This window comes from Streptomyces acidicola (assembly GCF_009377235.1).
Lineage (GTDB): Bacteria > Actinomycetota > Actinomycetes > Streptomycetales > Streptomycetaceae > Streptomyces > Streptomyces acidicola.
Genome location: NZ_VMNX01000021.1, coordinates 14,449 through 27,320 on the forward strand (window position 1 = coordinate 14,449; position 12,872 = coordinate 27,320).

11 protein-coding genes are annotated in these 12,872 nt (G+C 71.7%); 6 read left to right on the top strand and 5 right to left on the bottom strand.

Annotated features, from left to right (window positions below):
- Nucleotides 1-9 precede the first annotated feature (9 nt).
- The 3 genes from FPZ41_RS09065 to FPZ41_RS09075 all read right to left on the bottom strand — a co-directional run bounded on the left by FPZ41_RS09065 (nt 10) and on the right by FPZ41_RS09075 (nt 4,103).
- Complete coding sequence (locus FPZ41_RS09065) at nt 10-981, bottom strand: aldo/keto reductase (RefSeq protein ID WP_152860844.1); 972 nt, start codon at nt 979-981, stop codon at nt 10-12.
- 169 nt (nt 982-1,150) lie between these two features.
- Nucleotides 1,151-2,584: an argininosuccinate lyase gene (gene argH / locus FPZ41_RS09070; protein ID WP_322619993.1), complete on the bottom strand. Its 1,434-nt coding sequence runs from the start codon at nt 2,582-2,584 to the stop codon at nt 1,151-1,153.
- Nucleotides 2,585-2,909: 325 nt separating this feature from the next.
- Nucleotides 2,910-4,103, bottom strand: coding sequence for an argininosuccinate synthase (locus FPZ41_RS09075; protein ID WP_322619994.1), 1,194 nt, complete (start codon nt 4,101-4,103; stop codon nt 2,910-2,912).
- A 352-nt stretch (nt 4,104-4,455) separates the two neighbouring features.
- On the opposite strand from FPZ41_RS09075, the gene FPZ41_RS09080 reads away from it, so the two are divergent.
- The 3 genes from FPZ41_RS09080 to FPZ41_RS09090 all read left to right on the top strand — a co-directional run bounded on the left by FPZ41_RS09080 (nt 4,456) and on the right by FPZ41_RS09090 (nt 6,897).
- A complete protein-coding gene (locus FPZ41_RS09080; protein WP_152860849.1) occupies nt 4,456-5,391 on the top strand; it encodes a hypothetical protein in 936 nt (311 codons plus the stop codon).
- Nucleotides 5,392-5,610: 219 nt separating this feature from the next.
- On the top strand, nt 5,611-6,198 hold the full coding sequence (locus FPZ41_RS09085; RefSeq protein ID WP_152860851.1) for a pyridoxamine 5'-phosphate oxidase family protein: 588 nt from the start codon (nt 5,611-5,613) through the stop codon (nt 6,196-6,198).
- A 3-nt stretch (nt 6,199-6,201) separates the two neighbouring features.
- Complete coding sequence (locus FPZ41_RS09090; protein WP_152860853.1) at nt 6,202-6,897, top strand: L,D-transpeptidase family protein; 696 nt, start codon at nt 6,202-6,204, stop codon at nt 6,895-6,897.
- Nucleotides 6,898-6,927: 30 nt separating this feature from the next.
- Here the strand turns inward: FPZ41_RS09090 and FPZ41_RS09095 are convergent, their stop codons facing one another.
- On the bottom strand, nt 6,928-8,334 hold the full coding sequence (locus FPZ41_RS09095; RefSeq protein WP_322619995.1) for a sensor histidine kinase: 1,407 nt from the start codon (nt 8,332-8,334) through the stop codon (nt 6,928-6,930).
- Between the two features lie 356 nt (nt 8,335-8,690).
- A complete protein-coding gene (locus FPZ41_RS09100) occupies nt 8,691-9,428 on the bottom strand; it encodes a response regulator transcription factor (RefSeq protein ID WP_152860857.1) in 738 nt (245 codons plus the stop codon).
- Nucleotides 9,429-9,556: 128 nt separating this feature from the next.
- Here FPZ41_RS09100 and FPZ41_RS09105 point away from each other — a divergent pair, with 128 nt between their 5' ends.
- The 3 genes from FPZ41_RS09105 to FPZ41_RS09115 all read left to right on the top strand — a co-directional run bounded on the left by FPZ41_RS09105 (nt 9,557) and on the right by FPZ41_RS09115 (nt 12,858).
- The gene (locus tag FPZ41_RS09105; protein ID WP_407698765.1) at nt 9,557-10,918 is read left to right on the top strand and encodes a ferredoxin reductase family protein; all 1,362 of its coding nucleotides are present in this window, start codon (nt 9,557-9,559) and stop codon (nt 10,916-10,918) included.
- Nucleotides 10,919-10,925: 7 nt separating this feature from the next.
- Nucleotides 10,926-11,399 carry an FMN-binding protein gene (locus tag FPZ41_RS09110; protein WP_322619996.1) on the top strand — a complete coding sequence of 158 codons (474 nt, stop codon included), beginning with the start codon at nt 10,926-10,928 and terminating at the stop codon, nt 11,397-11,399.
- A gap of 76 nt (nt 11,400-11,475) precedes the next feature.
- On the top strand, nt 11,476-12,858 hold the full coding sequence (locus FPZ41_RS09115; RefSeq protein ID WP_322619997.1) for a ferredoxin reductase family protein: 1,383 nt from the start codon (nt 11,476-11,478) through the stop codon (nt 12,856-12,858).
- The last annotated feature ends 14 nt before the right edge of the window (nt 12,859-12,872 follow it).

Consider the following 12,872-nt stretch of genomic DNA (forward strand, 5'->3'; position numbering starts at 1 on the left):
GGGTCGACCTCAGTGCCAGGGCAGCCGGCCGCGCCGCTCCCAGTACACGGCCGGTTCCTCAGTGAGTGCGGCGAGGCGGGCCAGCTGGTCGTCGTCGAGGTCGACGACGGCGGCGTGCAGGTTGGAGGCGAGCTGGACGGCGGTCGCCGCGCCGGACAGCACGACACCCGCCCACGGCTGGCGCAGCACGAGGGCGAGGGCGACCGCGTCGGCACCCAGTCCGGCCTGTTCGGCGACGGCCCTGACCGCGTCGGGGGCGTGCGGTCCGGCCAGGCGCCCGTTGGCCATGCCCTCCTTGACGATCACGGTGAGGCCGGCCTCGTGCGCCTCGGCGAGCGCCGGGGCGGCCGAGGTCTCCAGGGCGTTGTACGTGGACTGCACGGTACGGAAGAGGGGCTCGCCGTCGACGGTCACGGCGAGCGCGGCGCGGATCGCCTCGGCCTGGGCGGGTCCGCTGGTGGAGAAGCCGACCGTGGTGCCCTGCGCCGCGGCCTCGGCCAGCCTGGCGTGGAGCTCCTTGTCGGTGAGGGCCGGGCTGTCCGGGGTCACCGAGTGGATCTGGTACAGGTCGAGCCTGTCACCGAGGAGTGCCTCGCTCTCGGCGCGCTGCCGCTCGTACGTCTGGACGCTGTGGTCCTTGACCTCGTGCTTCTCCGCGTCGGTGCGCCAGTCCGCGGTGTAGGTGTAGCCCCATTTGCTGCCGATCACGACGTCGTCGACGTCGGGGCGGGCCGTCAGCCAGTCGGCGAGGAACTCCTCCGCGCGGCCGTAGGAGCGTGCCACGTCGAAGTAGCGGACGCCCTGGGCGTAGGCGGCGTCGAGGAGTTCGTGGCTGCGGGCGCGCAGCGCGTCGACGGTGCGTTCGGCCGGGAGGTCCTCCTCCCGGCCGAGGTTGATGTAGCCGGGGCGGCCGACGGCGGCGAGACCTAGTCCGATGTGGCAGGTGGGGGTCGTTGTTGAGGCCAGTCGGGCGAAGGGCATCGCGGGCTCCGTTCGGTCGGCTCCATACGGCTACCGACCAACGTAACCCGCGATGACCTTTCGGCTCCCGCCTCAGAACCTGGTTCGCACGGGGCTCTGGCGGGTGCGGCTCCGTCGTGGCTTGTCGCGCCCACGCGGCGGAGCCGCACATTGTTACAGCCCCGCGCCCCTACGGCTTGGCCTTGGCTGTCGCCCACGCGTGCTGCGCCGCCACGTCCGCCTTGACCTCGGCGAGCTGGACGGCGACCGCGCTGGGGGCCGTACCGCCGCGTCCGTTGCGGGAGGCGAGCGCGCCCGGCACGTTGAGCACCGAGCGGACCTCGGGGGTCAGATGGGCCGAGATCTTGGCGAACTGGTCGTCGGTCAGCTCGTCCAGCTCCTTGCCCTCGGCCTCGGCGGCCTTGACGCACTCGCCGGCGACCTCGTGCGCGACACGGAAGGGCACGCCCTGCTTGACCAGCCACTCGGCGATGTCGGTGGCGAGGGAGAACCCGGCCGGGGCCAGCTCCTCCATGCGCTCGCGGTGGACGGTCAGCGTGGCCATCATGCCGGTGAACGCGGGGAGCAGGACCTCCAGCTGGTCGATGGAGTCGAAGACCGGCTCCTTGTCCTCCTGGAGGTCGCGGTTGTAGGCCAGGGGCAGGGCCTTGAGGGTCGCCATCAGGCCCGTGAGGTTGCCGATGAGACGGCCGCTCTTGCCGCGGGCCAGCTCCGCGATGTCCGGGTTCTTCTTCTGCGGCATGATCGACGAGCCCGTCGAGAACGCGTCGTGCAGGGTCACGAAGGAGAACTCCTTCGTGTTCCAGATGATGACCTCCTCGGCGATCCGGGAGAGGTTCACGCCGATCATCGCGGTGATGAAGGCGAACTCGGCGACGAAGTCACGGGAGGCCGTGCCGTCGATGGAGTTGCCCGAACTGCCGTGCTCGAAGCCGAGGTCCTTGGCGACGGCCTCCGGGTCGAGGCCGAGGGAGGAGCCCGCGAGAGCACCCGAGCCGTACGGCGACACGGCCGTCCGCTCGTCCCACTGGCGCAGCCGCTCGGCGTCCCGGGACAGCGACTGGACGTGCGCGAGGACGTGGTGGGCGAAGAGCACCGGCTGGGCGTGCTGGAGGTGGGTGCGGCCCGGCATGGCGACGTCCGGGTGGGCCTCGGCCAGGCCGACCAGGGCGTCCTGGAGCTCGGCGATCAGACCGCCGACGGTGCGGGCGTGGTCGCGCAGGTACATACGGAACAGGGTCGCGACCTGGTCGTTGCGGGACCGGCCGGCGCGCAGCTTGCCGCCGAGGTCGGGACCCAGGCGCTCCAGCAGGCCGCGCTCCAGGGCGGTGTGAACGTCCTCGTCGGCGATGGTGCCCACGAAGGAGCCGTCGGCGACATCCGCTTCGAGCTGGTCGAGGCCGGCGATCATCCGCGTCAGCTCGTCCTGGGTGAGCAGGCCCGCCTTGTGCAACACGCGCGCGTGGGCACGCGAACCGGCGATGTCGTACGGCGCGAGCCGCCAGTCGAAGTGGACGGAGGCGGACAGCCTGGCCAGGGCCTCGGCGGGACCGTCGGCGAAACGGCCGCCCCAGAGCCGTACGTCACCGCTGTTGCTGCTCACTTGCGTTGCTCCTCGAAGGGTGTGGATGTGCCGCCGCCTCCTCAGGTGTGGGTGAGTAAGCGGCCAAACAGATTAGCTAAACGTAGCGATCACATGGCAGAGTGTCACGTGCACGCCCTACGCCCAGGCGACGTCGGGCACCCTCCTTGGTGCGGTCACATGACCTCACCGACCAGCGTCCGGAGGGACGTGCCACGCGGACTGACGGCTCCTGCCGTTCAGCACCAGGGCACGAAGGCGATTGGCTCACATCCTGGCAACACTCAGACTCTCTGGCCAATCAGAGACGCTAGTGCGTGTGAGGTTCACGCCGGGCGGACCTGGCTTACGTCAGGTCCCGCTTGGCCGCGATCTTCGACGACAGGCTGTAGATGTCGATGAAGCCCTTGGCCGCGGACTGGTCGAACGTGTCGCCGGTGTCGTAGGTGGCGAGGTTGAAGTCGTAGAGCGAGGACTCGGAGCGCCGGCCGGTGACGACGGCTCGGCCGCCGTGGAGGGTCATCCGGATGTCGCCGTCGACCTGCTGGTTGGCCTCGTTGATGAAGCCGTCCAGGGCGCGCTTGAGCGGGGAGAACCACAGGCCGTCGTAGACGAGTTCGCCCCAGCGCTGCTCGACCTGCCGCTTGTAGCGGGCGAGTTCGCGTTCGACGGTGACGTTCTCCAGTTCCTGGTGGGCGGTGATCAGGGCGATGGCGCCCGGAGCCTCGTACACCTCACGGGACTTGATGCCGACCAGGCGGTCCTCGACCATGTCGATCCGGCCGATGCCCTGGGCACCCGCGCGTTCGTTGAGCTGCTGGATGGCCTGGAGGACGGTGACGGGCCTGCCGTCGATCGCGACGGGGACGCCCGCCTTGAAGGAGATGACCACTTCGTCGGCCTCGCGGGGCGTGGCGGGGTTCTGCGTGTACTCGTAGATGTCCTCGATCGGGCCGTTCCAGATGTCCTCCAGGAAGCCGGTCTCGACGGCGCGCCCGAAGACGTTCTGGTCGATGGAGTACGGGGACTTCTTGGTGGTCGCGATCGGGAGCTTCTTCTCCTCGCAGAACGCGATCGCCGTGTCGCGCGTCATCGCGTAGTCACGGACGGGGGCGATGCACTTGAGGTCGGGGGCGAGGGCGACGATGCCGGACTCGAAACGGACCTGGTCGTTGCCCTTGCCGGTGCAGCCGTGGGCGACGGTGGCGGCGCCGTGCTTCCTGGCGGCGGCGACGAGGTGCTTGACGATCGTCGGCCGGGAAAGCGCGGAGACCAGCGGGTAGCGGTCCATGTAGAGGGCGTTGGCCTTGATCGCCGGGAGGCAGTACTCCTCGGCGAACTCGTCCCGGGCGTCCGCGACCTCGGCCTCGACGGCACCGCAGGCGAGCGCGCGCTTGCGGATGACGTCCAGGTCCTCGCCGCCCTGGCCGACGTCGACCGCGACGGCGATGACCTCGGCGCCCGTCTCCTCGGCGATCCAGCCGATGGCGACGGAGGTGTCCAGACCGCCCGAGTAGGCGAGTACGACGCGCTCGGTCACGGGTTTCTCCTCCTGCTGCAGTCGTCATGCCACATCGCTGATATGCATGAGTATGCAGAGCTCTGCATGATTCGTCAATCTGGGGTGCGTGACGCGGCTGCGGGCACATCCGGGCCGGGGGCGGGCTTTCGGGCGCCGACCAGGGCATTCGCGCACATCCGCGGCGTCGGGCGCGGCCGGATTGAAAGAAGTTGAACGGAAACTTCGGAAGCCGTTGAACGATGGAATGCGCTTTCTCGTACCTCTCCCCGAACGCAGGCGCCGCGTTTGTAAGCAGAGGAACCAGAGGACCGGGCCGTTTCCGCTGACCGACGGACGGCCCCCACCCCCCGACCCCGAGTGAGGCATCCGCATGTCCAGGGCTCTTCCGAAGTACCACAAGCGCCGCGTCTTCATGATCGGCGGCGCCGCCGCTGTGGTGTTGTCAGGGGCGGTGATCGCCGGGTCCGCCTTGGCCGGGGAGACGTCCCAGAGCAATGACGGCGCGTCGGCCAACGCCTCACCCGGCACGATCAGCTGCCCGGCGGTGGAGGGCTCCCTGCCGGAGATCCCCGCCTCCGCCCAGGCCGAGGTCGACAGCAACCTCGCGCTCCTCGACACCCAGATCCAGGAAGCCAACCAGCGACTCGTCGACACCGTCGGCCAGGGCGGCGCCAACTTCGTCCAGAACGCCATCCTCGGCCCCCTCGAGGACAAGCGCGTCGCCGCCCTCAACCGCATCGAGACCGCCATCGGCCGCGCCGCCGAGAAGCCCGAGGGCCTCGAAGCCCTCGCTACCTGCACCCTCGACGCCGCCGGGGGCGCGGCGGCCGGCGAGGAGGCGGGAGCCGGCGGGGACGCCGCGGCCGAGCCGGGCGGGGCGGCAGGCGACGCGGCCGGCGGCGACGCCGCGGGGGAAGCAGGTGACGCCGGGAACGCCGGCGGTGCCGCTGACGCGGGCGACGCGGCGGGTGGCGGTGCCGCGGACGCCGGAGACGCGGCGGGCGGTGGTGCCGCGGGCACGATCAACTGCCCGGCCGTGGAGGGCTCACTGCCGGAGATCCCCGCCTCCGCCCAGGCCGAGGTCGACAGCAACCTCGCGCTCCTCGACACCCAGATCCAGGAAGCCAACCAGCGACTCGTCGACACCGTCGGCCAGGGCGGCGCCAACTTCGTCCAGAACGCCATCCTCGGCCCCCTCGAGGACAAGCGCGTCGCCGCCCTCAACCGCATCGAGACCGCCATCGGCCGCGCCGCCGAGAAGCCCGAGGGCCTCGAAGCCCTCGCCGCCTGCGAGCTGAACCAGTAACCAGGCTGCCGTGGCCGCCCCGCGCGCCGGCCGGGGCGGCCACGGCGTGGTTCCGCCTGAACCACGACCGCGGGTCTGCCGGACCGCACGTCTGCCGGACCGGGCGGTCCGCCGGACCGCTCGTCTGACAGACCGCCGCCCGTCCGACAGGTCACGCGTCCGCCGACAGCACCGCAAATCGTTAGACAAGCGAAAGGCCTTCCCGGACAATCGTTTGACATGGGAAAGACCTACGAGCGCATCGACGGCCGCCTGCGTACGTTCATCGAGGCCCAGCCCGTCTTCTTCACGGCGACCGCTCCCCTCTCCGCCGACGGCACGGTCAACCTCTCCCCCAAGGGCCTCAAGGGCTCCTTCGCGGTGATCGACGAGCTGACCATCGCCTACCTGGACTTCGCCGGCAGCAACGCCGAGACCATCGCCCATCTGCGCGAGAACGGCCGCGTCACCCTCATGTGGTGCGCCTTCCAGGGCCCGCCGAACATCGTCCGCGTGCACGGCCGCGGCGAGCCCGTCTTCCGTGACGACCCGCGCTTCCCCGATCTGCTCGCGCACTTCCCGGACATCGACCCGACCGTGCACGGCCTGCGCGCGATCATCGTCGTACGGGCCGACCTCGTGCGCGACTCCTGCGGCTACGCGGTGCCCTTCATGACGTACGACGAGGACCGTGACCTGCACGGCAAGCGCTTCGCGCGGGAGGACGACGCCTCGCTCAGCGCCTACTTCGCCAAGAAGGAGCACATCGCGACGAGCCTGGATGGCCTACCCGGGCTGCCGCTGCCGCTGCCTCCCTCTAGCGTCTGAGGCATGCGCCCTGCCGTAGCCGCCGTCCTCGCCGCCGCCTCCCTCCTGCTCGGTGCCGCGCCCCCGGGCCAGGCGCCCCTGCCCGAGCGGATGGCCGACACCGGCGGCGGCACCCAACTGATCACCGCCGAGGCCTCGGACACCTCGTCGACGACGGGCACGGTCACGTGGTGGGACCGGCGCGACGGCGGTTGGGAGAAGGCGGGGTCCGCCGCCGCGCGCTTCGGTGCCAAGGGGCTCGCCGAGGGCGGCTCCCGCACACAGGGGACCAACACGACGCCCACCGGCCTGTACGACCTCCCGTACGCCTTCGGGATCGAGGAGGCCCCCGACGGCACCACGGCCCCGTACCGCCGTGTCCGCCAGGACTCCTGGTGGTGCCAGGACAACGCGTCCCGCTCCTACAACCGCTGGACCGAGCCCCTCGCCCCCGACTGCCGCGCCACCGAGTCCGAGCACCTCGTCACGTACGGCACGCAGTACGCGTACGCCTACGTCATCGGCTTCAACTACGCCCAGCCGGTGCGGGAGCGCGGCGCCGGCATCTTCCTGCACGTCAACGGGAAGGGGCCGACGGCGGGTTGTGTCTCGGTGCCGCGGGACGCGATGCGGCGGATCCTCGCCTGGGCCGACCCGGGGCGGGGGCCGCACATCGCGATCGGCACGACGAGCGGGCCCACGGCGATCACCCGGTACTAGCCGGTCCGAAGGGTCACCCGGTCTGAAGGGTCACTCCGTGCCGGCGGGCAGCCGTACCGTGAACGTCGTCGATCCCGGCCTGCTCTCCAGGGTGACACCGCCTCCGTGTGCCTCCGTCACCGCCGCCACGATCGACAGGCCGAGCCCCGCACCGGCGCCGGAGCCCGCCGTACGACGACGGTCGGCGCGGGCGAAGCGTTCGAAGACACTGTGCCGGACCTCGTCGGGCACGCCCGGGCCGTCGTCGTGGACCGTCAGGACGGCCTCGGCGGCACCGGACTCCAGGGACACGGTCACCTTGGTACCGGCGGGCGTGTGGGCGCGCGCGTTGGCCAGCAGGTTGGCCAGTACCTGGTGGAGCCGGTGGGCGTCGCCCGGCACCGTGAAGGGTTCCTCGGGCAGCTCCAGCGCCCAGCCGTGACCCGGTCCGGCGGCTCGCGCGTCGGTGACCGCGTCGAGGACCAGACGCGTGAGGTCCACGGGGTCCCGCTCCAGCGGCCGGCCCGCGTCGAGGCGGGCCAGCAGCAGCAGGTCGTCGACCATCTCGCCCATGCGTGCCGACTCGGCAGCGATGCGTATCAGCGCCCGTGTGACCTTCGGGGGCACGGGGCCGGGGTGCAGCAGGGCGAGTTCGGCGTGCCCGCGCACGGACGCCACCGGGGTGCGCAGCTCGTGGCTGGCGTCGGCGGCGAAGCTGCGCAGCCGCTCCTCGCTCGCATGGCGCTTGGTCAGGGCGTCCTCGACATGGCCGAGCATCCGGTTGAAGGCGGTGGCGACCTGCCCCACCTCGCCGTGCGGGTCGGACTCGGGGGCCCGTGGCGGCAGGGCCACGTCGCCGCTGGCCAGAGGGAGTTCGCTGACCCGGGTCGCGGTCGCGGTGACCCGCCCGAGCGGGCGCAGCGACCAGCGCACCCACACGGCACCCGCGAGCCCGGTGGTCACCAGGGCGGCGCCGAAGACGATCGTGGCGACCAGCTCCAGGCGGCGGACGGCGGTGTTCACCGGTTCCAGGGGGAGCCCCGTGATCAGTACGTCGCCGTCCGCGCCCTTGTCGGCGACGACCCGGTACTCGTTCAGGGACGACAGGTCGACGGTGTGGCCCCTGCCGTCGACCGGGAGGGCGACGAGTGCCGCCTCGTCCTTCGCGGTCAGGGTGACGTCCAGGCCCGTGGTGGAGTCGCCGGGGCGCACCACCGCCGCGCTGGTGACCACGCCGTCGGCCAGTCGGGCGCCGAACGTGCCCGTCGCCATTCTGCGGGTGTCCCCGTGTTCGTCGCCGTCGTGGTCGGACCGGGAGCGTCCGTTGTGCTCCAGGCTCTCCGGGAAGCGGACCCCGGCCTCGCTGAGCTGCTGGTCGACTCGGCCGGTGAGGAAGTGTTCCAGCTCGACCACGGCGGCGACGCCGACCGCGGCGCAACTGACGGTGAGGAGCACCACCAGTCCGGCGGTGAGCCGTGCCCGCAGTGTGCGGGGCCAGGGCAGCCGTGACGCCAGGCCCTGTGTCGAAAGTGGCGCCTGCCGGGCGACGCCTGGAACGCTCCCCCGCTGCCTCAAGGGCGTGGGAGGTGCCCCCACTCGCCGCACCGGGCGAAGGCCCAAGTACGTCCGGTCCATCAACGGGGTCTTGCGCCCGGCACGCCGAGAGCACGCTCCCCCACGCTCGAACCCGAGCTCGCGCGGGGGGACCCCCATCGCCGCCTCCCGGCCCGCCCTTCGGGCGGACGACGCCACTTTCGACACAGGGCCCAGGCGCCCCACCGCCCGCACACACCCGCGCAGCCACGCCCCCCGCTTCACCGGGCCACCGGTTTGAGCACGTACCCGGCGCCCCGCACCGTGTGGATCATGGGCGGCCGGCCGGCGTCCACCTTCTTGCGCAGGTAGGAGATGTACAGCTCCACGACATGGGCCTGGCCGCCGAAGTCGTACGACCAGACCCGGTCGAGGATCTGGGTCTTGCTGAGCACCCGTCTCGGGTTGCGCATCAGGAAGCGCAGCAGCTCGAACTCGGTCGGGGACAGCCCGATCAGCTCGCCGGCCCGGGTCACCTCACGGGCCTCCTCGTCCATGGCGAGGTCACCGACGACCAGCCGGGGGCCCTCCTCCAGCTGCCGGGCCATGCCCGCGCGGCGCAGCAGTCCCCGCAGCCGGGCGACGACCTCCTCCAGGCTGAACGGTTTGGTCACGTAGTCGTCGCCGCCCGCGGTGATGCCCGCGATGCGGTCCTCGACGGCGTCCCGGGCGGTCAGGAAGAGCACGCAGACGTCCGGTCGCACCGCGCGCAGGGAGCGCAGCACGGCGAAGCCGTCGGTGTCCGGGAGCATCACGTCGAGGACGACGGCGTCGGGCAGCAGCTCGCGGGCCCCGGCGACGGCCGACGCGCCGTCGCCGGCCGTCCGCACCTCCCAGCCCTCGTAGCGCAGGGCGCCGGAGAGCACCTCGGCGAGGTCCGGGTCGTCGTCGACGACGAGGACGCGGACGGGGGTGCCGTCGGGGCGGGTGAGGGCCGGGCGGCCGGAGCGTGCGTTCATGGCGCCTTCCAGCATCACCCCTGCCGGGAGTGTTCCGCGACGCCTCACGCTCTGAGTTTCCTCTGAAGGCGCTGGTCGCGGCCGTCGCTCAGAGCCCGCTCAGAAGTTCGGGCGGCACAGTTCCGGCCATGACGACGTCCATGAGCACGCCCATGGCCCCGCCGCAGCATCCGCCTCCCACGGCGGCCCGGCGCTCTCCCGCGGGCCCCCTGCTGGGGCTCGTGTGGGCCGGGGCCGCGGCTGTCGTCGCGCTGTGGTGGCAGGACACCGGCTCGGTCGTGGGCGCGGCGGGCTGGCTGACCGGGGCGGGACGGATCACGGGGCTGCTGTCCGGGTACGCCTGTGCGGTGCTGGTCGGGCTGATGGCGCGGGTCCCGCTGCTGGAGCGGCGGATCGGCTCGGACCGGGTGGCACGCTGGCACGCGAGAGCGGGCCGGTACACGGTCTGCCTGCTGGTGGCCCACGTGGTGCTGATCCTCGCCGGGTACGCCGCACAGGACGGCTTCTCGATCCTGCGCGAGGCGGTTTCGGTGGTACTCGACTACCCGGAGATGCTCAAGGCCACCGCAGGCACCGTGCTCCTGTTCGCGGTGGGGATCACCTCGATGCGTGCCGTACGCCGCCGGGTCCGCCACGAGTTCTGGTACTACGTGCACCTGCTGACGTACGCCGCCGTTTTCCTCGCGTTCGGCCACCAGCTCGCGCTCGGCGCCGACTTCACCGGCAACGAGATGGCGCAGCTCGCCTGGTACGCGCTCTACCTGGGCGTGGCGGCTCTGGTCGTGTGGTTCCGCGTCCTTACGCCGATACGGCTCAACCTGCGGCACCGGCTGCGGGTGGAGGCCGTGTACGAGGAGGCGCCCGGTGTGTTGTCGGTCGTCATGCGCGGCCGGCGGCTGGACGAGCTGGGGGTGCTGCCGGGGCAGTTCTTCCGCTGGCGGTTCCTCGCGCGGGGGCTGCGCCGCACCTCCACGCCGTACTCCCTGTCCGCTCCGCCCCGGCAGGACCGGCTGCGCATCACGGTCAAGGCGCTCGGCGACCACAGCGCGGCCGTCTCCCTGCTGCGGCCGGGCACCCGCGTGTGGGCGGAGGGCCCGTACGGGTCGCTGACCGCCGAGCGGCGCACCGCGTCCAAGGCGTTGCTCATCGCGGGCGGGGTCGGCATCACTCCGCTGCGGGCGCTGTTCGAGACTCTGCCCGGTGACGTCACCCTCCTCTACCGGGCACGCACGGCCGAGGACCTCGCCCTGGGCGGCGAACTGGAGGCCGTCGCGCAGTGGCGCGGGGCGCGCCTGCTCTACGCGCTCAACGGTCCGCAGGGGCAGCGTCCGAACCTGACCTCCGGGTCCCTGCGGGCGGCCGTGCCCGACATCGCCGAGCGCGACGTGTACTTGTGCGGTCCGCACGGGCTCGCCCGGGAGCTCTACGAGGCGCTGCGCACCGCCGGGGTGCCGGACCGCCGTATCCACCACGAGTCGTTCGAACTGTGAGGCCGACGTGCACGCGCTGAAGAAGAACCGTCCGCTGCGCCGCATCGTGCTGACGAGCGCGGCCACCGTCTCCGGGGTGGTGCTGGTGCTGTCGCTGAAGCCGCACACGGCACCGGCCCTTGCCTCACCGGCGCCGTCACCGTCCACCGGCGCCGTCGCCTTGCCCGCTCCGTCAGGCAGCGCGTCGAGCGGACCGGCCACCGGCACCCGTACCGCCACGGGGGATGCGGCGCAGACCCGGTACGGGCCCGTGCAGGTCCGCGTCACGGTGAAGGACGGCAGGCTCACCGACGTCACGGCGGTGACGTATCCCCAGAGCAGTCCAAGGGACCAGCGGATCAACGGCTACGCCATCCCCCGGCTGGGCAGCGAGGCTCTCAGCGCGCAGGGCGCGAACATCGACGCGGTCTCCGGAGCCACTTACACGAGTGAGGGTTACCGCCAGTCACTTCAGTCCGCGCTGGACTCCCTTGGCCGCTGAACACTCGGGCACCGCGGCACGTATCTCAGGGCCAAGGGATACGCCCCACTCCCTTGCCCGCCACCACGGAGGAACCGTGACCACCACGATCGCAGGCGGCCGCGCCGCGCGGCGCCAGACGATGCGCCGTATCCGCCCCCGACGCTCCCCCGCCGTCCCGCTGTTGCTCGCCGTCTTCGCGGGCGCCGCCGGAGTGATCTGGCTGTGGTGGAGCAACACGCCGTCCCTCGCGGACACCGCCAGCAAGTGGCTGGCCGCGGGCCGGATCACCGGGCTGCTCGCCGGGTACCTGATGGCGTTGGTCGTCTTGCAGATGGCCCGGGTACCCGCGCTGGAGCGCCGGGTCGGCTCGGACCGGGTGGCGCGCTGGCACGCGATGAGCGGGCGGTACACGCTCTCCCTGGTCGTCGCCCACGTCGTGATGACGATGTACGGGTACGCCCTCCAGGCCGGGCTCACGTTCGGCGACATCGTGCAGCAGACGATCGACTCGATCAACCAGCTGCCGGACATGGGCAAAGCCGCGATCGGCACCGGCATCCTGGTGTTCATCGGGCTGATCTCGATGGGGCCGGTGCGGCGGCGGATTCCGTACGACCTGTGGTACCACGTCCACCTGCTGACGTACGCGGCCACGTTCATGACGTTCTGGCACCAGCTGTCCACGGGCAACGAGTTCGTGGTGGAGCCCATCGCGAAGACCGTCTGGTACGCCCTGTACGGGACGGTGACGGCGCTGGTGGTGTGGTACCGGATCCTCACGCCGATCCGGCTGAACATGCGGCACCGGCTGCGTGTCGAGGCGGTCATCGAGGAGGCACCCGGGGTCGCGTCGGTGCTGATGAGCGGGCGGAAACTGCACCGGATGGGTGCGGAGGCCGGGCATTTCTTCCGCTGGCGGTTCCTCGCGCCGGGCATGCGGTTCAGCTCGCACCCGTACTCGCTGTCGGCGGCGCCCCGCCCCAACATGTTGCGCATCACGGTGAAGGCGGCCGGCGACCACAGCTCTGCGCTGCGCGACCTGCAGCCTGGCACCCGGGTGTGGGCCGAGGGCCCGTACGGGGCGATGACGGCGGGCAAGCGCAGCCGCGGCAAGGTGCTGCTGGTGGCCGGCGGCGTGGGCATCACGCCGATGCGGGCGCTGTTCGAGACGCTGCCCGCCGCGGCCGGAGACCTGACGCTGCTGTACCGGGCCAACAGCACCCAGGATCTGGCGCTGTGGGACGAGCTGGCGTCGATCGCCGAGGAGCGCGGGGCCCGGCTGATGTACGCGGTGAACAGCCCCGAGGGGGAGCGCCCCGACATCTCGCCGGACACACTGCGCCGCAAGATCCCCGACATCGACGAACACGACGTCTTCATGTGCGGGCCGCCCGGGTTCGCCCAGCAGGTGTACGAGGCGCTGCGCGGTGCGGGTGTGCCGACGCGCCGCATCCATCACGAGTCGTTCGAGATGTGAGCGACCGGAAGCAC